This window comes from Bacillus sp. JJ1533 (assembly GCF_036965045.1).
Lineage (GTDB): Bacteria > Bacillota > Bacilli > Bacillales > Bacillaceae_L > Ferdinandcohnia.
In genome coordinates this window covers 30,850-55,222 of record NZ_JBALOV010000023.1, presented here as the reverse complement: position 1 = coordinate 55,222, position 24,373 = coordinate 30,850, and the positions used below count along the sequence as shown (strand labels likewise).

The following is a 24,373-nucleotide window of genomic DNA, read 5'->3' as shown; positions in this document are numbered from 1 at the left end:
TATCAAAGCGTTTTTATCATTATAAAATCGGTTTGTTCTTCATCCCCCATGTAAAAAGAGTGCGCCCCATTTTGAACAAACCCCATCTTCTTATAAAAAGCGATCGCGTTTTCATTCCTTTCCCATACACCTAGCCAAATCTTCTTTTTGTTAAGTTCCATTGCTGTTTCCGTTGCCTTATCTAGCAGAACTTTGCCAAGTCCATGCTTTTGAAATTTGTTTTTTATGTATATCCTCTCGATTTCAAGTGAGTCATTCCCCATCTTTTCAGACTGAGTTTCATTGATATTGACCTTCAAATATCCGGCAGCCTCATTATTAAAATAAACAAGGAAGAATTTGGATGAGGGGCTGGATAGTTCCTTTTCTAACTGTCTGGAGGTAAATACCTTTTCCAAATAAGTCTTCATGTTTTCGGGTGAATTCTGCTCTTTAAATGTATCATTGAATGTTTCAATACTGATTTCTTGGAGTATTTGTAAATCGTCTAGACTGCAATTTTTTATACTTATAGGCATATTGATCGCTCCAATCAAATTCTATAATTTTCTTTAATTTAATCAAACTTCTCTGAATTTGTAACGAAAATAATAAAAAAAAGCAGCAACTATCTTAAAAAAGGATACCTGCTGCCTTTATTTGATATTTTCTTATTAAATCAACAAATGCATCACGAAGGATTGTAAAAAACCCTTTGAAGTTACTATTTTTTAAACTGGATATACTGTTTTATGATCTGCAATAATAGTAATTGAACTCTTTTCCCTATTAAACTCAACATTTCCATCTGATGTATAATACCAAGTCTTTTGGTTTTCCCCCACATCAAATAAGTTTAATTCCTCTTTAAATTTTATAATTTCTATGGCAACTTCTTCGGAAACTTTTATGGAAATTAGCCACTTATCTTGTTGTGGAAGAATTTCATAATCTTCTGTTTGATAAAATAGCCGGCTCCCTATTGAATGACGAATCAATAACATATTAGGCACCACCTAAATCTATCAATAAAAAGAAGGTTTCTTTTGTTGACTTTAAAGTGAGTTCATTTCGTTCAGTAATACGTGCACTATCTCTTTTTCCAACTACAACTTCATTGTTTAATATAAGCTCTCCATCAATCACAAAAACATACATCTTTCTTCCTTGTTCTTGTTGATAGAAGATTCCTTCACCTGCATCTAATTTGGATAAGTATAATGTGATATCACTATGAATCTTAGCAACTCCATTAGTTGGGGTAGAAGAAACGATTGGTAACAACTTATTCCTCATGTCTTCAGGATTATAAGAAATATCCTCATAGGATGGAGGTAACTGCTTTTTGATAGGTTTAAACCATAGCTGTAAAAAGCTTACTTCCTCTTCCAAAGAAGAATTCATTTCAGAATGGAGTAGACCTGTTCCAGCAGTCATACGCTGAACATTTCCAAATTGTAATACCCCACTATTTCCTAAACTATCCTTATGCTTTAGTTGACCATGCAATACAATTGATACAATTTCGGCTTCCCTATGCGGATGTATGCCAAATCCTTTACCCGCTTGTACTGTGTCATCATTAAAAACACGAAGTGGACCAAATTGGATATTTTCCTCATCATAGTACTCACCAAATGAAAAACTAAGATTGCTCTCTAACCAATCATTTTTTACAGAGTAACGAGATGCCGCAGGAAATTTTTGAATCATTCATTTCACCCCTAGGTATCTTGAATTCAAGATAAATATATATAGAAGAGCCATAGCTGTCAATTTTCACTTACTATCAATAAGGCGGAAAATTTACTTATACATACGGTTCTTCTACTATTAAGCGACTCTTTTTATCTCATTTGGATCCTCTTTGATTAGCAAGCGACTTATTGATAATAGTTTACTTCCATTAATCGCAAGATAAACGGCTATTGCTAAAAATGCTAAATCTAATTCATATCCTGCCATTTGACCATTCCCTAGTATACCTACTGGAAGTTTAGCCGTAATTGTTGCTCCAACCATTAATAGAGCAAATAAAATAGATACAAGTCTAGTAGCAAATCCGATGATAAGCGCTATACCTCCAATTAACTCTAGTAAAGCAACTACATATGCCATAAATCCAGGTATATTAATACTCACAAACCATCCGACGGTATTCTCAATTCCTCCTTGGAACTTAACCAACCCGTGTATAAAAAAGAGTATTCCCAGTGTAATTCGTAAAATAAGTGCTCCAATTTCGTTTTTTTGTACCATTCTTTCTTCCTCCATAAATCTATTTTAGCTAAATATTTTTATACCATTGTGCAGCAGCCTCAACTTCAGTCGCTGTCAACTGATGACCCCTATCTTCCCAATGAATTTCTACATCTGCATTTGCCTTTTCTAATAAAGACTTTAATTCAGCAGATTCTAATGGAGAGCATATTGGATCATTGGTTCCAGCCGCAATAAATATCGACTTTCCTGTTAAATCAGGAAGATCAATTCCTTTGCGAGGAACCATTGGATGATGAAGAATTGCTCCTTTTAATGCATTTTGATAGTGAAATAAAAGACTAGCTGCTATATTTGCTCCATTTGAATATCCAATTGCAAGGATATTATTTCGATCAAAACCATAGTTGTTAGCTGCTTCATCAAGAAACTCATTCAATTCTTTTGTTCGAAAAATAAGATCTTCTTCGTCAAAAACGCCTTCAGCTAATCTTCTGAAGAATCTTGGCATCCCATTTTCTAAAACATTTCCACGAACACTTAATACCGATGCCTCATCATCAATTCTTCCTGCAAGAGGTAACAAATCTAATTCATTTCCTCCTGTACCGTGAAGCATTAATAATGTAGGTTTTTCCGGATTTGTCCCCTTATTAAATATGTGCTTCATTATTTATCTCCTTCCAATACATGAACCTCAACAGGAGGTAAGCTTTCTTCTAACTCTTCTCGTTTAGCCTCTAACCATGACGGAAGCATGAGTTTTTTCCCTAGACCAATAGCTGGCTCATCTACCGAAAAACCTGGTGGGTCAGTTGCTATTTCAAAAAGGATTCCTCCCTCTTCATGAAAATACACAGCTTTAAAATAATTTCGCTCCCGCACTTCTGTTGGGTGATACCCTTTCTCTTGAAGAAGATTCCTCCATCTGAGCAAATCTTCCTCGTCCTTTGCTCTCCATGCGATATGATGAACCGTTCCAGCTCCCATAAGACCTCTAACAGAAGGTGTTAATTTAATATCTATAACATTTCCAATTGAAGCTTCGGACTTAAATCGAAGAAAACCCTCTTCATCACCAATACAAGTAAGGCCCAATACATTTTCAAGTACATCAGCAGTCTTATTGGGTTGTGCCGAAATTAAAGTTGCCCCAGCAAAACCTTTTATTGCATTCTCCGATTTTATCCCGCCAAAACTCCAATTATTGATTGGCCCTCCGCTTCTTTCTATTAGTTCTAGTTCAAGACCGTCTGGATCTTTAAATGTTACATATTTTTCTCCGAAGCGAATGGAAGAAGTGAATTCAACGCCAAATTTTCGTAACCGTTCTTCCCAAAATTCTAATGACCCGGGAGGAATAGAGTAGCTTGTAACCCCTACTTGTCCCATTCCAATTCGACCTTTTAGCTGCTTAGGCCATGGAAAAAAAGTAATAACGGTTCCTGGATCTCCAGTTTCATTTCCAAAATACAAATGATAGACTTCTGGCCGATCAAAATTTATGGTCTTTTTAACAAGTCTTAGCCCAAGTACACCAGCATAAAAATCAATATTTCTTTGTGCATCGTTGACCATTGCCGTTATATGATGGATACCAGATGTTTTTTGCATCTTATTCACTCCATTCATTTGGGGCGGCTCCATCGTCCCCCAAAAATTTTCTTAATTTGACCCTACTTCGGTCGTTCTATCTCAAAAATTTCTCCGATTTTCGCATAATTGGCACCAGCCAATCTGCTCACGGCAGCTAACCCTCTAGGATCAATTCTCCCGTTTTCATAGATATCATCTTTAATATGGTATTGAACAACTCTTCCTATGATAAAATCACAACCAGGAGAATTCACTCCTCCCAATTCTAAAGACTGTTCTAGTACGCACTCCAATCGAACTTTTGCTTCTTTCACTCCAGGGACTGAGATTCTAACACTTTCAGCCGAAGTTAAACCCGTAAGCTCGATCTCACTTTGATTTCGAGGTAAAGTCGCAGCTGTTTTATTGATCTCTTCAACATTTTGTTCGTCCACAATATGGACCACAAATTCGTTGTTTTTCAAGATATTTCTAGCTGTATCCTTTTGTTCCCCTTGAGAACGTTGTATTGACAATGAAATCATCGGAGGATTTGAGGATACAATATTAAAATAACTAAAAGGTGCTCCATTTAAGACTCCATCTTCAGAAAGAGTTGTAACAAATGCAATAGGCCTCGGAATAATACTTCCAATTAGAAACTTATAATTTTCTCTTTCTGAAATGGAAGTTGGGTCAATTGAAAGCATCTGATTCATTCCTTTACAAATTAATCTAGTGTTCTCACCTTAATTGGAATCAAACTATGTTCAAGCTGTTCTCGATATTGCTCATACTGTGCAGGTAACATTAATTGTTCTCCCATTGTTTCGTGTGATTCGTCATGAGCGAATCCAGGAGGATCTGTTGCGATTTCGAATAGGATTTCTCCATGTTCTCTAAAATAAATGGCATTGAAATAATTTCTGTCTTGTACAGGCGTGACCCCATATCCATTTTGGGCAACATATTTTTGCCAATCTAATTGGTCTTTGTCATCACTAGCTCTCCAGGCGATGTGGTGAACTGTTCCAACACCCATTTGGCCTCTGCCAGTTGGAACTACTTTTAGATCTATGATATTTCCAATATCTGCAGAAGAACGATAACGAATAAAATCTCCTTCTTCATCTACTTTTTCAAGACCCATTACTTTTTCTAGTAATTCTGCTGTTTTATCTGGCTTTGCTGAAAATAATGTAGCGCCGCCAAAACCTTTTATTGCAACTTCAGGTGTTACATCTCCGAATGTCCAAGTATTGATTTCGCCTTCTTCTCTTTCAACGATTTCTAGGTGAAGTCCATGTGGATCATCAAATTCCAAATATGTTTCTCCAAATCGTGTGATTTTAGAATAAGGAATATCAAATTTATCTAATCTTGACTCCCAAAAATCCAATGCTCCTTTAGGTACAACATAAGAAGTTACACCTACTTGACCATCACCAATTTTTCCTTGATAAGCGTCTGCCCAAGGGAAAAACGTAATGATTGTTCCTGGTTTTCCTCCTTCATTCCCAAAGTATAAGTGGTACGTTCCCGGATCATCGAAATTTACAGTTTGTTTTACTAAACGTAATCCTAATACTCCAGCATAGAAATCTACATTCTCTTGTGGATGACCTACTATTGCTGTAATGTGGTGAATCCCCATTGTCTTTTTACTCATTTTTTACCACTCCTATTTTAGTTATTTGACTAATTTACTATCATGTTTTACTAATAAAATAAAACCATTCTATTTTTATATATAATCTTGAAATAAAGTATCTTCATTTCAAGATATCTTACAAAAAAAAAAAGATATCATTACTATTTTGTACTAATTTTCCACCTTTTCTTTTACTCTTTTTAAAAAATCTACCAGAGTATCTACTTCATTAGAGGATAGTGCATCAAAAACCCGATCTACAAAATCCTCATGTTCAGGCATAATTTTATTCATCAATTCACTTCCATCAGCCGTCAACGATACATGAATTGCGCGTCGATCATCTGGACAAGCACTACGCTTTAGAAATCCTTTTTGTTCTAATTTATCGATTACATATGTCATTGAACCACTTGTAATCAATACGCTCTTACCAATTTGATGAATAGTTTGTTTACCCTTATGAAAAAGTACTTCTAGTACTGAAAAGTCAGTTATGCTTAAGTTGTTTTTCATCATATCGTCTCTAATTCTGTCTTGGATCGCTCTCGATGTTTGCATTAAAATCAAAAACGGTTGGTTTGTGCATTTTCTTTCCACACTTACACCCCCTAAAAACATCTCGAATTAAAATATCTTAATTTCAAGATAATAATATAACATAAAAAAGCATGTGTCAAATATTTTTTGAAATTTAGCCATTACTCTTCTATATTACCGTTTAGTTTTTCGTATAACTTTTTATGAATAATGAGAAATTACTTTTAACAAATAAACTTTTAAAGGAGCATTTATGTGATGAAAAAAGTTATATTCATTATATTTTTTATAACTTTTGTAATGTGTCAGCCAATTCTAACACAAGCACAGGTTATATATGAGGTAAAGTCTGGGGATAGTCTCGACAAGATATCTAAACAATATAACCTACCTTTAAGTAATCTAGCAAAATTAAACGGATTATCTAATACTGCTGAACTTGTGCTTGGGCAATCCTTGGTCATTCCCGGTCATTCATATTATGTTCGTGCAGGAGAAAGTATTTGGGAGATTGCATACCGAAATTCATTAAGTGAAAAAGAATTAATGCGTCATAATAACCTTAAAAGCAAAGTGATTATACCAGGTCAAAAGCTAAGTATACCTGATAACCCTAAAAAGCAAATTTGGACTGGGACCTACTTCGTTCCTAAAAGCAAAAATGAAAATGCTTGGATTTTACAAAATTATAATTCAACATTATCAAGTATTTTTGTGTTCGAATACAAACCAGATTATGATGGAAATATAAGTGATTTAGCGGAAAATGAGGCCCACAAAATTGCATGGAAGCAAAATCTCCCACCATACGCTACCCTTTCAAACTTGAGTGAGAAGGGATTTGATCCAGACTTAGCCCACCATTTAATGAGTAATAAATGGAGACGTAAAAATTTAATAAACAATATATACTCTCTACTCCACAAAAACGACTATAAAGGGGTTGTAATAGACTTTGAACAAGTCAGACTAAAAGACCGCTCCCACCTTAATACGTTTATAAAAGAATTAGCTGAGAAACTGCATCCTGCAAAAATGGAAGTCTTAATGGCAGTTCCTCCTAAACAAGGAGATAAAATACCATCTCATTCGACAGCATATGACTACAAAACACTTGGAAAATACTTAGATAAAATATTTTTAATGACGTATGATTGGCATTGGCCTGGAGGTCCATCTGGTCCAATAGCTCCTATTAATAAGGTGGAAGAAACAGTTCAATATGCGGCTTCCGTTATCCCTAGTTCAAAAATCATGTTAGGAATTCCTCAATATGCATATGACTGGACCATTACTGGAGAAAATAGAAAAGGAAGGGCTTATTCAACCCAACATGCTATCGACCTATACATAGGGTATAGAAGTCAAATACATTACGATATTAACGTAGCTGCACCTACATTTCGCTATGTTGACAAACAAGGGGAGTTACACGAAGTTTGGTTTGAAGATCCACGCAGTTTTTTGAGAAAGCTAAGACTAGTTAAGGAATATAACTTAGCAGGTATTGGTTGTTGGCATTTAGGCTTAACTATGCCTCAAACGGAAGAATTAATCTTTGGGGAATTTAGCATAAGTAAAATAAAGTAAAACTTCATTCAGTGGGTGATTGTAACGCATTCACCCTCTTTGTCTATGTAAAATACTGATAACGAGGTGTTTCGATTGATACAAAACGATTGCGACGTTTCTCCACTAAAACAACAGCTAGTTAGTAGGCTTCAAGATGTAACAAAAGAAATTGACCAGGTAGTCGCAGGTTTAGATAATGAAAACAACTGTCTTTTAGGTAGAATTGAAGGACTTAAAGAAAAGTTTGAAGCAATAGAAACGGCTGCCTCTTCTTTTTACTTAAATTGTTATTTATCCCCATTTGTAAATAAGTTTGTAGATATATCTTCCTCAATACAACATCTTTCTAGCCTTAGACATGGCGCACTAATTGTAATTGAACGGAAAGATTTGATTGACTCTTATATAAAACCTGGTACTTTTGTAGGTGCAAATCTAACTGCTGCTTTGTTGGAATCAATCTTTTTTCCAGGGAATCCACTCCATGATGGAGCGGTTCTTGTACGCTCAGATCAAATCTATTCAGCTGCAAATGTTTTACCTTTATCTAAAGTGAATGCAGGTGAAAAAAAGCTAGGTACTCGTCACCGCGCTGCCATTGGACTTACGGAGCAAAGTGACGCGCTCGTATTAATTGTTTCAGAAGAAACAGGAAGAGTTTCTTTCGCGATTGATGGAAATCTTTATCCTATCATAACTTCTAGCTCATTAATTTAAGGTCTTATGTGCCGCTTTCTAAGTACAAAATAGCCCAGTTATTAAACTGAGCTATTTTTCTTTTGCTCCCATAAGCTTTTATATCTTTTATAGGTCAGAAATCATTCCGCCATCTACAACAAATTGAGCTCCAGTTGAATAGCTAGAATCATCAGAAGCAAGGTAAACAACTAAATTAGATACTTCTTCTACTTCTGCTCTTCGTCTTAGTGGAATATCTTGTTCAAGTTGCTTAAGATATTCTTCAACATCTGGTTGGTCAGCCATAGGTGTTTTGATAATTCCTGGATGTACAGAATTTACACGGATGTTATGTTGTCCAAGCTCAGCAGCTGCACCTTTTGTCATACCCGTTACTGCATGTTTAGAAGCACTATAAGCAATAGCCGTTGGTGCACTCACCAAACCATCTACAGATGATATATTTACAATAGAACCTACACCCGCTTTTTTCATAGATGGCACTACTTTTTGCATTCCGAGAAATACTCCAAGCTCATCTACTTTAAATGTTAATTCAAAGTCTTTTACAGTTAGTTCTTCTAATGTTTTGAAGATACCAATTCCAGCGTTGTTTACTAACACATTGATAGGACCAAATGTTTCTTCTGTTTTTGCTACAACTTCTATCCAATTCTCTTCATTAGCAACATCTAGTTTAAGAGCGATTGCGTTTTCCCCTAATTCATCGGCTAGTTTTTGTGCACCTTCTAAGTTAAGATCAGTAATTGCTACTTTCGCGCCTTCTTCCACAAATTTACGAGCATGCATAGCACCCATGCCTTGTGCTGCTCCTGTAATTATTGCTACTTTACCGTCTAATTTACCCATGATGAATTCCTCCAATTTTATATAAAGATTATTTATCCCGAAACTATTATTTGTAAACAAAGTATTTTTATCCCATTGAGATTTTAGATATTGTTAATTCAAAATATTAATATCTTGTTTCTGTTAAATCACTTAAGAATATCTTTTGACATCCGCCTTTAATATGTCTTCTGTTTCTAATTCAAGCGTTTTTTCCAATAATTCAATTGTGCGTAAAGTTTCTCGAATATCTGCTTCTGTTACCACATTTTCAGATTTCTTTTCATTAATTAGATTTTTTATTGAAGACCTAAAAGCATTTGTATTGATTAACCATTCTCCGATTAACCTCTTAGTTGCTGCTCTTTCATTTACATCTTTTATACTAAAGATGTTTTGTATTTCAGGTTCTAATAGACTAATTGTATTCATATCTGGATGTATTCTTATCCAAAAGTAGTTGACCTGGTTATCATAATAGTTTTGATCAATCAAACGATAGTATTCAATTCCTATCTTTATATCGAAATATGGACTGTCTTCTGTTGGAATGCGTAAATCTGCAACATGAACATTTTTTTTGGATATCTAAATATGTTTCAATTCCTGATTTGGTATCAATCATTTTCGCGTCTAATATTTGCATCATTTTCTATCTCTCCTTTGTACATCGCTATATATTTGGTGAAGTTTTTAGGTTACTTTATGTAACCTATATTACATCAGTGGTTACTTTAAGTCAACTAGTAACTATTAATGTTTATTTTATAATAACTAGTAAATTATTTTTTCTAAAGTACCGCATCTACAATTCATTAATATTGTCACAATTCCTTCATAATATTCCCCTTTTTAAAACGGTCTGTCTAGGATATAATTAAATTGTATATTATATTACCTTGTTACTTTTTGTATATATAGATATTTACAGCTATAGGAGGTGTATAGTCATGATAGATAAAGATATTCAGGAAAGAGAATGTTCAAAGATTGAAGAACTGTATCACATGATTGGAAAAAAATGGATGGGTTTGATTATTCATACTTTAATGGAGGAACCAAAACGATTTAGTGAAGTACATGCATCGATTCCCGATTTAAGTAAAAGAATGCTTAACGAACGGATAAAAGAACTCGAAGATTGCGGAATAGTCCTTCGAAACGTAATCACGGATCGTCCCGTCCGAACGGAATATTCACTAACAAAAAAGGGACATGAAATGGGAAAGGCTTTAAAAACGGTTGAGGATTGGGCTAATAAATGGTTATAATTATTTCTTACTGCTTGGCTCATGCCTCTTGTCATGATCAGGCAGTATTTTATTTCAAATAAAAAAGAGGATACTATGCATATTAGTATCCTCCTTCTATATAGTCACCCTACTTAGAAATACGCTTTAGCAATTCAGCTCTTTCTTCTTCATAGCCTGGCTTACCTAGTAAGGCAAACATATTCTTTTTATATGCTTCTACTCCAGGCTGATCAAATGGATTTACACCCATCAATAACCCACTAATCCCACAAGCCTTTTCAAAGAAGTAAACCATCTCTCCAAATGTGAATTCGTCTAGTCTGTCAAGCTCTACAGATAGGTTCGGAACTCCACCATCTACATGGGCCAACACCGTACCCTGTGCTGCATTCTTGTTTACAAAGTCCATCGTCTTTCCAGCTAGATAATTTAAGCCATCCAGATCAGATGCTTCCTCCTGAAGGGTAATGTCAAGCTTAGGTTCTTTTACAGTTACAACTGTTTCAATAAGGTCACGACGTCCTTCCTGGACATATTGTCCCATCGAATGTAAGTCAGTTGAGAAGTCAACGGAAGCTGGGTAGAGTCCTTTTTGGTCTTTTCCTTCACTCTCGCCAAATAATTGTTTCCACCATTCAGAAACATAATGTAATGATGGTTCAAAGTTAACCAGAAGTTCAATGGATTTTCCTTTTCTATAAAGCGCATTTCGAACAGCAGCATACTGATAGCTTTGGTTTTCTGCCAAGTTAGGGTTACTATACTTATCAGCTGCAGCTGCGGCACCAGCCATCATTTTATCAATATCTAGCCCTGCCGTAGCAATTGGTAATAAGCCTACAGCTGTTAAAACAGAATAACGGCCGCCGACATCATCAGGAATGACAAAGGTTTCATATCCTTCTTCATCTGCAAGAGTTTTTAAAGCACCTTTAGCGCGATCAGTTGTGGCATAGATACGTTTTCTAGCCTCTTCTTTTCCATACTTTTTCTCCATATACTCTCGGAAAATACGAAAAGCAATTGCAGGCTCTGTTGTTGTACCTGATTTTGAAATTACGTTCACTGAAATATCCTTGTCCTTAAGCACATCAAATAAATGCGAAACATATGTTGCACTAATATTTTGCCCAACATAATAAATCTCAGTTTTGTCCTCCATTTGGTTATGGAATGTATGTGATAGAGCATCAATTGCGGCTCTTGCACCAAGGTATGAACCACCAATTCCAATTACAACTAAAGCGTCTGAATTACTACGAATTCTTTCGGAAGCTGCTTTGATTCTAGCAAATTCTTCTTTGTCGAAGTTAAGCGGTAATTCAACCCAACCAAGATAGTCAGAACCTGGTCCTCTTTTCTCGTGAAGCATATCATGTGCGACCTTAACAAATTCACTTAAATATTCAACCTCATGCTCCTGCATGAATGATAGTACGTTAGAATAATCAAAAGTAATAGACATATAAATTTCTCCTTCATAAATTTATTCGTATAGAAGGACTAACAGAAGAAGTCCTTCTGATCTAAGTGTAGTGTAACTATAATTTTTTACAGTGCAGATTTCCAATCAGCAGCAAATTTCTCAAGGCCTTGATCTGTAAGTGGGTGCTTAGTAAGTTGCTCAATTACAGAGTAAGGGATTGTTGCAATGTGAGCACCAGCTAATGCTACACGAGTAACATGGTCAGGGTGTCTTACAGATGCAGCAATGATTTGAGAATCTATGTTATGAACGCGGAATAGCTCAGCGATTCTCGCTACAAGCTGTACGCCATCTTCAGAGATGTCATCTAGACGACCTAAGAATGGAGATACATATGTTGCACCTGCACGTGCTGCTAAAAGAGCTTGGTTCATTGTGAAGATTAATGTTACGTTCGTTTTAACACCTTTTTTAGATAGGTAGCGAGTCGCTTCTAATCCAGCCACAGTCATTGGAACTTTGATTGTGATGTTTTTGTCGCCACGGTTAATTTTTAAAAGTTCTTCTGCTTCAGCGATCATTTGTTCAGCGGTTTCAGCGCTTGGAGATACTTCTGCAGATACACTTTCTACTTCTGGCACAGCTTGAAGAATTTCAGCGATGCGGTCTTCGAATTTAACGCCTTCTTTTACAACAAGTGATGGGTTAGTTGTTACACCAGATAATACACCCATTTTGTATGCTTTTTTAATGTCATCTAGGTTAGCAGTATCTATAAAAAATTTCATTTTTGGTTTCCTCCATTTTATATTGTTTTATTATTTTTTTACGACAGCATGTCCACCAAATTCATTTCGTAATGCGGCAACAACTTTACCGTTAAAGGTATCATTTTCTAATGAGCGGTAACGCATCAATAGGGACATCGCAATAACTGGTGTAGCTGTTTGTAAATCTAAAGCCGTTTCAACCGTCCATTTCCCTTCACCTGAGGAGTGCATAATTCCTTGAATTTCATCCAATTTAGCATCCTTTGAAAATGCATTCTCTGTTAATTCCATGAGCCATGAACGTATAACGGAACCATTATTCCAGACTCTTGCTACTTTTTCATAATCAAAATCAAATTCACTTTTCTCCAATACTTCAAAACCTTCTCCTATCGCAGCCATCATTGCATACTCAATGCCATTATGAACCATCTTCAAGAAGTGCCCGCTTCCTGCTTTCCCTGCATACAAGAAACCATTTTCGACAGCTGTATCTTTGAAAATAAGTTCGACCTGTTCCCACGCCTCAGGATCGCCGCCAATCATGTAACAAGCACCATTTCGTGCTCCTTCCATTCCACCGGAAGTACCTGCATCCATGAATCGTACGCCAATTTTCTTTAAATCATTGTAACGTTGGATGGATTCCTTATAGTGAGAATTACCCGCTTCGATCACAATATCATCTTTGTCTAAAAATGGTGCAACTTCGTCAATGACAGAATCCACCACAGCATGAGGAACCATAATCCAAATGATTCTTGGCTTATCTAGAGACTCAACTAGTTCTTTATAGCTTGATACCCCTAAAGCTCCATATTTTTTCATTTCATCAACAGCACCTGGGTTTACATCAAATGCAACTACTTCATGATTGTTATCGATAAGATTTTGTCCTAAATTTAATCCCATTTTTCCTAAACCTATTAATCCAACCTTCATGTTGTTTTCCCCCAATTGTTTTGTCATTTTTTAAGAGTTTAATAGACTTTTAGTTATTTGAACTACGTTTTCAGTTGTAAAACCAAACTGTTCCATAACATCAGACCCTGAACCCGAAGCACCAAATGATTCAATTGATACTATTTTCCCTTCCGTACCAACAAATCGTTCCCACCCCATCGAGATTCCAGATTCGATTGCAATCCGTTTTGAAATGGATGATGGTAAAATGGCTTCTTTATAATCAGATGTTTGTTTATTAAATAGTTCCCAACTTGGCATTGCTACTACGCGAATAGATCTATTTTCTTTTTCAAGCTCTTCCTTTGCATTTACAGCTAATGACACTTCAGAGCCTGTCGCAATTAGAATAGCCTCTGGTGCTGAATTTGTTTCAGTAAGAACATAAGCACCTTTTGAAACATATTCTAGATTTGCTCTTGTTTCGTTATATACCGGTAAGTTTTGACGACTTAAAATCAATGCAACTGGGCCTTCTGTTTGTTGTAGTGCATATGCCCAAGCACTTGCTGTTTCATTTGCATCGGTTGGTCTTATTACCGTAAGCCCAGGTATTGAACGAAGTGCTGCTAAATGTTCAACTGGCTCATGTGTTGGACCATCTTCACCTACAGCAATTGAGTCATGTGTAAATACATAGGTGACTGGAAGTTTTGATAGTGCTGCCAGACGGATAGATGGACGGAGATAATCATTAAATACAAAGAACGTACTTACGAAAGGCTTCACCCCACCGTGATAAGCCATACCGTTTGCAGCTGCTCCCATCGCATGCTCCCTTACACCAAAGTACACATTTCGAGCACCGTAGGATTCTACAGCAAAAATTTGTTCTCCTTTTATGTCTGTCATAGTAGAGCCAGACAGGTCTGCGCTTCCTCCAAAAATGGCAGGAACTGATTTCACGTAATGGTTAATAGCTTCTCCACTTGCAACACGAGTGGAAACACCTTTACCTGTTCCAAAGGTTAAAATGTCGTTTGCATCAATTAGAACTTTCCCTTGTATCGCATTAGTTAGTTGATCTGCCAGTTCTGGGTATTCTTGTTGATAAGAACGGAATAAATCATTCCATTTTTCCTCAACATCCATTCCCTTACTCTTTAAATCCTCAAAGTGAACTTTCACGTTTTCTGGAACAAAGAAGTCCTCTTCATAGTCCCAGCCATAAGCTTGCTTCGTTGCCTTTGCTTCCTCAAGCCCTAGCGGTGCGCCATGTGCTTTATTGCTACCTGCTACTTTTGGACTTCCATACCCAATGATGGTTCTGACTTCAATAATGCTTGGTTGATGAGGATTTTGTTTCGCTAGGTTGATTGCGTTTGAGATTGCTTCTAGATCATTTCCATCTTCCACTCTTATATAGTGCCAATTAGCAGATTCTGCTCTTTTCTCAATATCTTCAGAAAAAGAGACGTTCAAGTCACCATCAAGGGAAATATCATTTGAATCATATAGGACGATTAATTTACCTAGTTTCATATGCCCGGCCATTGACATAGCCTCATAGGATATCCCCTCCATAAGATCACCGTCTCCTACCAAAGCATACGTATAGTGGTCAATGACAGGGTAGTTCTTCTTATTAAATTTTGCGGCTAGATATGCTTCTGCCATCGCCATTCCAACAGCATTAGCAATCCCTTGTCCTAATGGTCCTGTTGTCGCTTCTACACCAGAAGTATGGCCAAATTCAGGATGTCCAGGCGTTTTACTGTTTAATTTTCTGAAGTTCCTTAAGTCATCAATAGTGACGTTATATCCTGCTAAATGAAGTAAACTGTATAATAAGCTAGATCCGTGTCCGGCTGATAAAACAAATCGGTCTCGATTAAACCATTTGGGATTCTTCGGATTATGATTCATATGTTTTGACCATAATGCATAAGCCATTGGTGCTGCGCCCATCGGTAATCCCGGATGGCCGGAATTGGCTGCATTGATGGCATCTATAGATAGAGTTCGTATCGTTGTAACGGCTAAGTTCTCAATATTTTGTGTCATGATTCTCCTCCAGAATATCCTTATTTCATTCCCACTAATTCTTTGTCTTCTTGATTTTGAGTACTTTCATCTAACCACCATTTAAACCCATTTTCTTCCAACAACAAATCAGATGCCTTTGGACCATTTGAACCTGACTGATATTCATGCAGTGGAACAAGATCTTCTTTAAATGCGTCAAGAATCGGTTGAACCCATTCCCATGACAACTCAACTTCTTTCCAATGTGCAAAGAATGTTGAATCCCCAATGAAAGCATCATATATAATTCTTTCATATGCTTCCGGTACACCAATTCCATTAGCTTCACACGAAAAATTAATTCGAACAGGCTCGATATTCCCATTATTTGTAGGGTTTTTACTATTTAATTGAAGAGAGACATTTTCATCTGGACTTATTTCAACTATTAATAAGTTCGGTTCTATTTCTTGGTTCGTATTTTCATACTGTGAGTTTAATGTATTTTTAAATTCAATTACGATACGAGTTGACTTTTCCTTCATTCTTTTTCCAGTTCGGATATAGAACGGTACACCTTTCCAGAATGCATTATCGATCCATATACGAGCTGCGATAAATGTATCTATTTTGGAAGCAGGATTAACTCCCGGTTCCTCTTTATACCCAATGACCTGGTTACCATTACTCTCCCCTGATCCATATTGCCCGCGAATGATATTCAAATGAACATCTTCTTTATTCAGTGGACGAACAGCTTCCATGACCTTACGCTTTTCATTTCGGATTTCCGAGGCATTAATCTTTTTAGGTAAGGACATTGCGGTCATCATTAACATTTGAAGCATATGATTTTGAACCATATCACGTATGGCTCCAGCATGATCGTAATAGCCCGCCCTTGTCTCGACACCAACTGTTTCACTCGCTGTGATTTGTACATTTGCAATGTGATCTTTGTTCCAGACGGATTGTAAGATTGGATTTGCAAATTCAAGCGCTTCGAGGTTCTGAACCATTGACTTTCCTAGATAATGATCAATTCGATAAATTTCTTCTTCTTTAAATGCACCGCTTAGTTCTTCATTTAATTTACGAGCTGACCCGAGATCATGTCCGAATGGCTTTTCAATCATCAATCGTTTCCAACCTGTGGTATTCCCAAGGCCGCTTTCTTTGATATTTAAAGCAATAACATCGAAAAACTCAGGAGCGACTGAAAGATAAAATACTCGATTTTCTTTAATTTGCAGTTCTGCTTCTCGTTGCTTAACCATCTCAAGTAATGGTTTATACCCTGCTTTATCGGTAACATCAAGGGCTTTATAGCGAAATAAATCCAGAAAAACATCCATTTCATCAGGAGCATGTTCAAGACGGCGTGAGAACGAAAAGATTGATTCTTTTACTCGTTCTTGAAAGTCCTTTTGAGAGAGTTCAGCTCTTCCAAGTCCAATTATTGATATAGGTTGTGGTAATTTTTTATCAACAAACAGGTTGTACAGAGCAGGAAAAATCTTTCTCTTTGCCAAATCACCTGTTGAGCCAAATAATACAAAAGTCATTGATTCCAATTTAAGTCCTCCTAGTAACTATCTTTTTTCAGGAAGATAGATTCATTCTAGTGTTGTAAATCTTTTCTATTTCTGACTACAATAGAGTTATCCTTGGCCCTATCCAAGGTAATGTATTTATCAGTCATTCCGAGAAATAACCCATTCTCAATAACGCCGGGTATAAGGTTAAGCTCTCTTTCTAATTCTTTAAGGTTCGTCATATCCGGTAAACGACAGTCAAGAATATAGTTACCATTATCCGTTCGGAATGGATTCCCTTGAACTTGTCTTAATTGAAGTGTAATCCCGAGTTCTTGGATCTTTTTCTTTGTCATTTCAATGCCGAATGGTAAGACTTCTACCGGTAATGGGAAAGATCCTAATCTTGTAACATTTTTATCTGGGTCTGCAATTACGATAAAAGTTTTAGCTGCATTTGCGATGATTTTTTCCCGTAAAAGAGCACCACCGCCCCCTTTTATAAGGTTTAAATCAGGATCCACCTCATCGGCACCATCAACGGCCACATCTATGTGTTCAACCTCATTAAAAGAAATAAGTGGGATTCCAATCTCCTTAGCTAGTTTTTCAGTTTGTTTTGAGGTAGGAATTCCCTTAATAGAAAGTCCGTTTTGAACTAATTCTCCAAGCTTAGTTATGGTATAAAACACTGTCGAGCCCGTTCCTAGTCCCACTACCATTCCATCTTTTATATAATCAACAGCTTTTTCTCCAACTGCTTTTTTCTCATTCAAAGGATTCTTTCTCCTTTCATAACTGGAGATTCCACATTCATTTTTAACCTTGCCATTGTTTCTTAATTTGCTCTTCCGCAATACGGAATATTTGACTTTGAGGTGTGCCTTTCTTAACAATGACGTTTGTTAGATATTTTTTGCCTTTATATTCAAGGTTCAGGGTTACCTCAACCATATGATTCACTCCTATCTGAAAAATATTTATTTTGTTTATCTTTTTATAACAAGTCACTATTAGTAACCGACGTTACTTTATGTAACCAATAATAACCCTCAAATTATTTATAGTCAAGAAATATATCTCGAATTCAAGATAATTTTTCAAAAAAAACACTCACCTTTTAACCAGTGAGTGTTTTCCCAATTCCTTCAAGTCCCTATTCAATGTAGCTAACAAGCTCCGCAATTGGTTTACGATATCCCCTAGGTCTTCGGCTAGACACCTTTTCTTTTCCAATCGTTATCATCATAACCACTTCTTGTTCAGAACTAATATTTAATATTTCCTTTACGGTCTGTTGATCAAACCCTATCATCGGACAAGTATCCCAGCCTTTATCCTTCGCTGCGAGCATAAACATCATCGCAGAAAGCGAAGCATTCCGAATGGCTTCATCTCTTTGAAACACTTCTCCTCTGCTTGTATATAATGAGGTAATATCTTCAATCTCATGATCATATTCCTGTTTGTTGAGAATTCCTAACATCAATAGGCCCTCATTTATTTTGGCAGCATCATGATAGGCATTAGTATCTCCTGTTACAATTATGACTGCAGAAGATGAATGAACTTTATATTGACCATAAGCAGCTGTTCTTAGCTTCTTTTTCACCTCTTGGTTTGTAATAACTTTATAGTGAGCATGTTGTAGATTGAAAGCCGTTGGAGCAAACTTTACTAATCCAAAAATTTCGTCTAACTCTTCTTTTGTTATTGGATGATCAGGTAAGAAATTACTTGCTGATCGTCTTTCTTTTACTAAACTACTAAATTCAGTCACTCATTTCACCTCAATTGGTTTTAGATTTTCTTCAATTTCAGTACGACGATCTTCTAAAAACGGTGGAAGATCTAATGTTTCACCTAGTGTGTCGATATCACCGTCAATTGTGAAACCAGGTTCGTCAGTTGCAATTTCAAATAAAATACCGTTTGACTCACGGAAGTATAGGCTCTTAAAGTAAAAGCGATCCACAATGCCAGATGTATGGAAGCCACGTGCTCGAACCTGTTCATCCCAGTAAGCTAGCTCTACCTCATCTTTAACACGAATCGCTAAATGATGAATACTACCTCGTCCTGGTCTTTCAGTAGGACCATCTAAATATTTCACAACGATTTCTCCAAATACCTCTCCTTGTATGGATTGGAAAATGGCTTCATCTTCTGTACGTGAAATTTGCGTATATCCAAACATCTCTGTTAGGGTCTTTGCTAATTTATCAAGTTTGCGCACTGTTATTTCCACTGAGCCCATGCCTTGAATTTGGTGTTCTTCAGGCACATTTGACTTTTCCCAAGTTTCCCAATGCTCAACCTTCTCGCCGTTTGATACAAGTAAAACCATTCGCAAACCTTCTTCATCTTCAAAGTGTAAGGCTGGCTTGTTGGCGTATGATGTGATTTCACTGTGTTGTACACCATATTCTTCAAAACGTGCTTTCCAATAAGTTAAGCTGCTTTCGGTTGGTACAAGTAAACCAATTCGGGTTATCGCATTTGTGCCTCGGTGCGTCCTCCCCACTGGAGGAATTTCAAAAAACGATAGCTCTGTACCGGGACTTCCGGTTTTATCTCCATAGAATAAGTGATACATCGTTGGATCATCCTGGTTCACTGTCACTTTCACACGTCGTAGCCCAAGTACTTCACGATAAAAATGGTTATTTTGTTTTGCATCCTTTGTGATCATTGAAATATGATGATGTCCTGGAATTGTATACATAGGTAATCTCTCCTTTTATCACTTTACTAATCAAGTGATATAATAAAAAAATTATTTGCTCGGCATTTTCTTTTTTTCACTATTTTTTTGTACACGCGACATGAGCGTATATAGTATTTTTTGTTCTTCTTTAGATAAACATTCATCAAAGAAAGAGGATTGAAAGGCAAGCTGTGCCTCAAACGCATGATCTAGTTTTTCACGGCCTTTTTTAGTTAAGGAAATAGATTTCGTCTTCCAGTCTTGCTTTCGTTCAATGAGTCCTTCTTTTTCAAGTCGTGCCAGCATGCGTGAAATACCGCCTTGTGTCACCGTAACTTTCTCGGCAAGCTCACTCTGAGTTAATGGCTCGTAAGTTGAAATTTGCATTAATACATCAAATTGTGCAGTAGTTAATTCAAATTGCTTTAAAAAATCATTTGAAAGTAAATTACTTTGATGTGTGAATCGAGTAAGTCGCAACCAGATTAATGAACCACGCGTATTTTTTTTCATAGCACTGTGTCACTTCCTTCTTTATTATCACTTTACCACTCAATTGATACCGATGCAATAAAATTATCTTGAATTCGAGATATTTTTTTATTACGAATGACCAAATCCATAAAAATGCTTCAAAAAGCCAATAAACTAAACTATGTATAAATTTTTTATATCTAAACTCGGAATCTTACTAATCTTCTAAATAGCGTTTGGATAATATTGTACTCACAATATAACTAATCCTATTTTGAAAGAGGGTTGTGATAAAATGACAAAGTTCTGCAAGATTTGTAACGCACCTCTAGTAGATGAAAATACGGTCGTTATCGATCATTCTTATACTTTTTCTCATAGACATTGTTTCCATTTTACAATTGAAAACTATTATAAAATCTTGGAAATTGGTACTTTTAAAAATGTAAAAGAAAAATACTTATCTAACTCATCAAAAAGGACGTTAAGCAAGCAAAAATGTTTTGTGAAGAATTCAATTCATAAATTAACTTTAAAAATATCTTCATAATATGCAAAAAAGGCTGATGAAAAATTCACCAGACCTCCAATTATATTATTATTAAATAAAAATAACTGCAACTGGTCTTTGGATGATTATTCCCCGCCAGTAACACCAAGTGCTTCGCCAGTAATCGCGGCTGCACCATCTGAAGCTAAGAACAGGGCTGTAGCTGCAATTTCTGAAGGTTCAAGTAAACGTCCTAACCATTGGCTACCAAGGATATGTGTTTTCAGTGCTTCTTCTACTGTAGTTCCATCTTTTTCTGCAAGTACTGGTAATTGTTTTTCAATTAGGTTTGTACGAGTTGGTCCAGGTAAAATTGAATTAGCTGTAATACCGTATTCAGCATTTTCCATTGCAACTACATTTGTAAACCCAATTTGTCCGTATTTTGCTGCAACATATGCAGATTTGTATTTATCAGGTCTTCTACCGTGTCCTGAAGAAATTGTAATGATACGACCATATTTTTGCTTCTTCATTGCAGGAAGTACATGTTTCGTTGCTAAGAATGTCCCTTTTAGAATTACATCCACCACTAGATCCCATTTTTCTTCAGGGAATTCATCAGTAGGTGAAATAAACTGCAGACCTGCATTGTTTACTAGTACGTCTACTGTTCCACGGTCTGCGATAACCTGTTCAACAGCTGTTTTCACACTTTCTTCATTTGCTACGTTTGCTTTGAATCCTCTTGCATTTCCTAATTTTTCAGCTGCACCATTTGCTGCTTCTTCATTTAAATCAAAGATGGCAACAAAGTCACCATTTTTTACAAATTCCTCTGCAATTGCATATCCGATTCCTTGAGCTGCACCTGTTACGATTACTGTACGTTCTTTTTGAGTTGTCATTGTTATTTCCTCCTACATTTCGAATGTTTTATTAAAATACATAATTTAGTCAAAAAAATGATTAACTACTAAATTGTTTAGAACCTTCTCTTTTGATTCACCTCCTCATATGGTAGTTTTTCAGATATCAATACATAATTATGGCTGTAATTAACACTGCAATTAAAGCAAGTAAATTAGCACCTGTTACCGCGATAAATTGATACTTAAAGCCATTTTGATGAGTAAGTCCTGTCAAAGCTAAGAATGTTAATACTGCACCATTATGCGGCATAAGTGTAATCACTGATGATGCAACCGCTGAGACCCTATGGATTACTTCCGGATTAAGTCCCATATCTAAGTAACTTTGACCGAATGCCTGCATAACAATTCCTAACGCTCCTGATGCAGAACCTGTTATCCCACCAAAAAGTGCCGAAGCAACGGATAAACTGATAAGAGGATTACCAGGAATATTTAAAATAAAGTCAGAAATATACTTAAATCCTGGTGCAATGGTAATAACCACACCAAAAGCTACGGCTGATGAAGTGAAAAATACAGGCATAATAGAACCGCTCGCACCTTCATTTATCACTGCTTTTTGGCTTGGAATATATTTTTTAAATAAAATAGCCGAAACAATAACTGCAGCTGCTAATCCGATAACAATAATATTTTGTACTTTTAAAGCACTACCAACGATAATTACTGCAATCAAAAGCACAATCGGAATGATACTTACGATAAAAGAAGGGATTTCCTTTTTTAATTCTTCATCCGATTCTTTCACATTAAAATCAGTAAATGTCTCTCCGTTTGCTATACTTTTATTTAAAGTGAATTTCATATACCATAAACCAAAGGCAGCTGCTACTACCGCTCCAATAATCCCTAAAAGTGGTGCTGCCGTAAGGGTTGTACCAAGATAGGCCGTAGGGACAACATTTTGAATAGATGGTGTAGCAGGTAACATGGTCATCGTAAACGTACCTAAACCAAGCTGAATAGGAATTGTTACTAAATTCCATGCAATATTTAATTGTTTAAATAATGGCTTTGCAAGCGGAATAAGTACAAATATAACTACAAATAAACTAACTCCGCCATACGTTAAAATAGCCGTAATTATGAGTAGTGCTACTAATACTGAAAAAGGATTTTTTGTTCCCGTTTTTTCAAGAATTTTTTTCGCAATAGATTGAGCCGCTCCACTCTTATCGATATATTTAGCTAGAATGGCTCCTAAAAGAAAGACAGCAAAGAAATTTACTACAAAATCTGTTAAACCTGTCATATAGGAATTCTCTTTTCCAATTAAGGAAGAGAAAAAGTCTAGTTGATTTGTTATGATGACGATAATCGATGCAATTGGAGCAACAATCAAAATACTAAAACCTTTCATTGCTCCATAAATGACTACTATTATTCCAAGTAATATACCAATAACTTGAATGATATCCATGATGATCTTCCCCTCATATTTTTATGTTAGTGTTTCCTGAAATTTTTCCACTTATTTACCTTTAATTCATTTATCTTGAAATCAAGACAAATGGCTAAAAAAAACTATTTAAATCATTAATAATTGGTTTCTATAGCATAATTATTCCTAAAAATGAAAATCCCCTATAGTTATGAAGCAATAGGTACTAAAGATATCTCCCTTTGACTTTGTTGTCTGTGCTGTATGAATTCCCCCCAAAGATTTTGTAAAAAATGTTTTTCCCTAACCGTTCCACCATAGTATGTCACAGATTATTCACATTTAGAAATACTAATAAGGTTATGGTTTTCATAATAAACAGGTTATAAATTGATAAGAATTACCTTCATACTTATAATGAAATAACATATCACGATTCATACTATTATTTGCGAGTGTGAAAATTAGGTTATTTAAGGAGGCCAGAGAAAGATGAAAGATCTATCTGGAAAGTATCTAAAGTCAATTGCTAAATACGGAAATTTCTCACATGCCGCCAAGGCTTTATATATATCACAGCCATACCTTAGCAAATACATTAAGAATTTAGAGGATGAACTAGGAATTGAATTAGTAAACCGGAGAGTAAATCCCTTATCGTTAACATATGCGGGGGAAAGATATTTATCTTATATGAATGAAATAGAACAGTCGTATAGTAAATTGAAGCATGAAATTGAGTCTATCTCAAATATGGAAAAAGGGCTGCTTAAGCTTGGCATAAATCCAATATTAGGTTCACATACCCTCTATAATATCTTACCTGAATTCATCCTGAATTACCCCGGGATTGAAATTGAACTGGTTGAGGAATCTGCGAATGATATGGAATCTTTGCTATTGGAAGGGAAAATTGATATTTGTTTAAATATGCTTCCTATATTTAATCAAGAAATTGTCTATGAGATCCTTTATGAAGAAAAACTATTTATAGTGATTCCTCCTTTTCATAAGCATTATAATCCCGATAAGAAACCTGTAGCCCACATTCCATTTAATCCCCATCTTCTAGACGGAGAAAAATTCATATTGCTTAAAAAAGGGCTTGGATTAAGAAGACTCACAGATGAAATATTCAAAGAATACTCCATTCATCCTAATATAGTAATCGAAACGCAGAATATTGAAAGTGCCTTTCGTCTTGCAAATAGAGGCGTTGGTTTAACAATTATTCCAGAAAGTGTAGTTACACGGGACAACATCATTACGGATTCTATTTTCTATACTTTGGGGAACCCGGTTTATAAGAATCATGTAGTGGTCAGTTATAAAAAAGGAGAATCCTTATCTGCTCCCGCTCTTACATTCCTGAACATTGCAAAAGAAAAGTATAAGCAGTTTTAAAGTACG

The 24,373-nt window shown here is 35.9% G+C and carries 27 protein-coding genes; 4 read left to right on the top strand and 23 right to left on the bottom strand.

Annotated features, from left to right (window positions below; translation table 11 throughout):
* Positions 1-2: 2 nt before the first annotated feature.
* The 9 genes from V7138_RS11600 to V7138_RS11560 all read right to left on the bottom strand — a co-directional run bounded on the left by V7138_RS11600 (position 3) and on the right by V7138_RS11560 (position 6,025).
* The gene (locus tag V7138_RS11600) at positions 3-518 is read right to left on the bottom strand and encodes a GNAT family N-acetyltransferase (RefSeq protein WP_335397315.1); all 516 of its coding nucleotides are present in this window, start codon (positions 516-518) and stop codon (positions 3-5) included.
* A gap of 192 nt (positions 519-710) precedes the next feature.
* Positions 711-983, bottom strand: a complete 273-nt coding sequence (locus tag V7138_RS11595; protein ID WP_335397312.1) for a hypothetical protein — start codon at positions 981-983, stop codon at positions 711-713.
* Between the two features lies 1 nt (position 984).
* A complete protein-coding gene (locus tag V7138_RS11590) occupies positions 985-1,692 on the bottom strand; it encodes a pirin family protein (protein WP_335397309.1) in 708 nt (235 codons plus the stop codon).
* A gap of 120 nt (positions 1,693-1,812) precedes the next feature.
* Complete coding sequence (locus V7138_RS11585; protein WP_335397306.1) at positions 1,813-2,238, bottom strand: DoxX family protein; 426 nt, start codon at positions 2,236-2,238, stop codon at positions 1,813-1,815.
* Between the two features lie 28 nt (positions 2,239-2,266).
* A complete protein-coding gene (locus tag V7138_RS11580; protein WP_335397515.1) occupies positions 2,267-2,872 on the bottom strand; it encodes an alpha/beta hydrolase in 606 nt (201 codons plus the stop codon).
* Complete coding sequence (locus V7138_RS11575) at positions 2,869-3,813, bottom strand: ring-cleaving dioxygenase (RefSeq protein WP_335397303.1); 945 nt, start codon at positions 3,811-3,813, stop codon at positions 2,869-2,871. The genes V7138_RS11580 and V7138_RS11575 overlap by 4 nt, the downstream gene beginning before the upstream one ends.
* 62 nt (positions 3,814-3,875) lie before the next feature.
* Positions 3,876-4,484: a flavin reductase family protein gene (locus tag V7138_RS11570; RefSeq protein WP_335397300.1), complete on the bottom strand. Its 609-nt coding sequence runs from the start codon at positions 4,482-4,484 to the stop codon at positions 3,876-3,878.
* A 20-nt stretch (positions 4,485-4,504) separates the two neighbouring features.
* On the bottom strand, positions 4,505-5,443 hold the full coding sequence (locus tag V7138_RS11565) for a ring-cleaving dioxygenase (RefSeq protein WP_335397298.1): 939 nt from the start codon (positions 5,441-5,443) through the stop codon (positions 4,505-4,507).
* A 153-nt stretch (positions 5,444-5,596) separates the two neighbouring features.
* Entirely contained in the window at positions 5,597-6,025 is a 429-nt protein-coding gene (locus V7138_RS11560) for a MarR family winged helix-turn-helix transcriptional regulator (protein WP_335397295.1), read from the bottom strand.
* Between the two features lie 198 nt (positions 6,026-6,223).
* On the opposite strand from V7138_RS11560, the gene V7138_RS11555 reads away from it, so the two are divergent.
* Both V7138_RS11555 and cdaS read left to right on the top strand, forming a co-directional pair.
* Positions 6,224-7,555: a glycosyl hydrolase family 18 protein gene (locus V7138_RS11555; protein ID WP_335397292.1), complete on the top strand. Its 1,332-nt coding sequence runs from the start codon at positions 6,224-6,226 to the stop codon at positions 7,553-7,555.
* A gap of 75 nt (positions 7,556-7,630) precedes the next feature.
* Entirely contained in the window at positions 7,631-8,254 is a 624-nt protein-coding gene (gene cdaS / locus V7138_RS11550; RefSeq protein ID WP_335397289.1) for a sporulation-specific diadenylate cyclase CdaS, read from the top strand.
* 87 nt (positions 8,255-8,341) lie between these two features.
* Here cdaS and V7138_RS11545 read toward each other — a convergent pair whose 3' ends face one another.
* Together V7138_RS11545 and V7138_RS11540 are read right to left on the bottom strand one after the other, a co-directional pair.
* Entirely contained in the window at positions 8,342-9,085 is a 744-nt protein-coding gene (locus V7138_RS11545; RefSeq protein WP_335397286.1) for an SDR family NAD(P)-dependent oxidoreductase, read from the bottom strand.
* Positions 9,086-9,217: 132 nt separating this feature from the next.
* Positions 9,218-9,559, bottom strand: coding sequence for a hypothetical protein (locus V7138_RS11540; protein ID WP_335397283.1), 342 nt, complete (start codon positions 9,557-9,559; stop codon positions 9,218-9,220).
* Between the two features lie 455 nt (positions 9,560-10,014).
* On the opposite strand from V7138_RS11540, the gene V7138_RS11535 reads away from it, so the two are divergent.
* Positions 10,015-10,335 (top strand): winged helix-turn-helix transcriptional regulator, encoded by a 321-nt coding sequence (locus V7138_RS11535; protein ID WP_335397280.1) that lies wholly within the window; start codon positions 10,015-10,017, stop codon positions 10,333-10,335.
* Positions 10,336-10,444: 109 nt separating this feature from the next.
* On the opposite strand, the gene V7138_RS11530 is transcribed toward V7138_RS11535, so the two are convergent.
* The 12 genes from V7138_RS11530 to V7138_RS11475 form a co-directional block, all read right to left on the bottom strand.
* On the bottom strand, positions 10,445-11,782 hold the full coding sequence (locus V7138_RS11530) for a glucose-6-phosphate isomerase (protein WP_335397278.1): 1,338 nt from the start codon (positions 11,780-11,782) through the stop codon (positions 10,445-10,447).
* A gap of 86 nt (positions 11,783-11,868) precedes the next feature.
* A complete protein-coding gene (gene fsa, locus V7138_RS11525) occupies positions 11,869-12,531 on the bottom strand; it encodes a fructose-6-phosphate aldolase (protein WP_335397277.1) in 663 nt (220 codons plus the stop codon).
* Between the two features lie 30 nt (positions 12,532-12,561).
* On the bottom strand, positions 12,562-13,455 hold the full coding sequence (gnd, locus tag V7138_RS11520; protein WP_335397276.1) for a phosphogluconate dehydrogenase (NAD(+)-dependent, decarboxylating): 894 nt from the start codon (positions 13,453-13,455) through the stop codon (positions 12,562-12,564).
* Positions 13,456-13,485: 30 nt separating this feature from the next.
* Entirely contained in the window at positions 13,486-15,480 is a 1,995-nt protein-coding gene (tkt, locus tag V7138_RS11515) for a transketolase (protein WP_335397275.1), read from the bottom strand.
* Between the two features lie 20 nt (positions 15,481-15,500).
* The gene (gene zwf / locus V7138_RS11510) at positions 15,501-17,015 is read right to left on the bottom strand and encodes a glucose-6-phosphate dehydrogenase (RefSeq protein ID WP_335397274.1); all 1,515 of its coding nucleotides are present in this window, start codon (positions 17,013-17,015) and stop codon (positions 15,501-15,503) included.
* 47 nt (positions 17,016-17,062) lie between these two features.
* Positions 17,063-17,752 carry a ribose-5-phosphate isomerase RpiA gene (rpiA, locus tag V7138_RS11505; protein ID WP_335397272.1) on the bottom strand — a complete coding sequence of 230 codons (690 nt, stop codon included), beginning with the start codon at positions 17,750-17,752 and terminating at the stop codon, positions 17,063-17,065.
* Positions 17,753-17,795: 43 nt separating this feature from the next.
* The gene (locus tag V7138_RS11500) at positions 17,796-17,930 is read right to left on the bottom strand and encodes a BA3454 family stress response protein (RefSeq protein WP_335397271.1); all 135 of its coding nucleotides are present in this window, start codon (positions 17,928-17,930) and stop codon (positions 17,796-17,798) included.
* 202 nt (positions 17,931-18,132) lie between these two features.
* Positions 18,133-18,756, bottom strand: coding sequence for a nitroreductase family protein (locus tag V7138_RS11495; protein WP_335397270.1), 624 nt, complete (start codon positions 18,754-18,756; stop codon positions 18,133-18,135).
* A complete protein-coding gene (locus V7138_RS11490; protein ID WP_335397268.1) occupies positions 18,757-19,701 on the bottom strand; it encodes a ring-cleaving dioxygenase in 945 nt (314 codons plus the stop codon). It abuts the gene before it with no gap.
* 51 nt (positions 19,702-19,752) lie between these two features.
* Entirely contained in the window at positions 19,753-20,196 is a 444-nt protein-coding gene (locus V7138_RS11485; protein ID WP_335397266.1) for a MarR family winged helix-turn-helix transcriptional regulator, read from the bottom strand.
* Positions 20,197-20,793: 597 nt separating this feature from the next.
* Positions 20,794-21,555: a 3-hydroxybutyrate dehydrogenase gene (locus V7138_RS11480; protein ID WP_335397263.1), complete on the bottom strand. Its 762-nt coding sequence runs from the start codon at positions 21,553-21,555 to the stop codon at positions 20,794-20,796.
* A 127-nt stretch (positions 21,556-21,682) separates the two neighbouring features.
* Positions 21,683-23,002 carry a GntP family permease gene (locus tag V7138_RS11475; protein WP_335397260.1) on the bottom strand — a complete coding sequence of 440 codons (1,320 nt, stop codon included), beginning with the start codon at positions 23,000-23,002 and terminating at the stop codon, positions 21,683-21,685.
* Positions 23,003-23,455: 453 nt separating this feature from the next.
* Between V7138_RS11475 and V7138_RS11470 the strand changes: the two genes are divergently transcribed.
* A complete protein-coding gene (locus V7138_RS11470) occupies positions 23,456-24,367 on the top strand; it encodes a LysR family transcriptional regulator (protein WP_335397257.1) in 912 nt (303 codons plus the stop codon).
* The last annotated feature ends 6 nt before the right edge of the window (positions 24,368-24,373 follow it).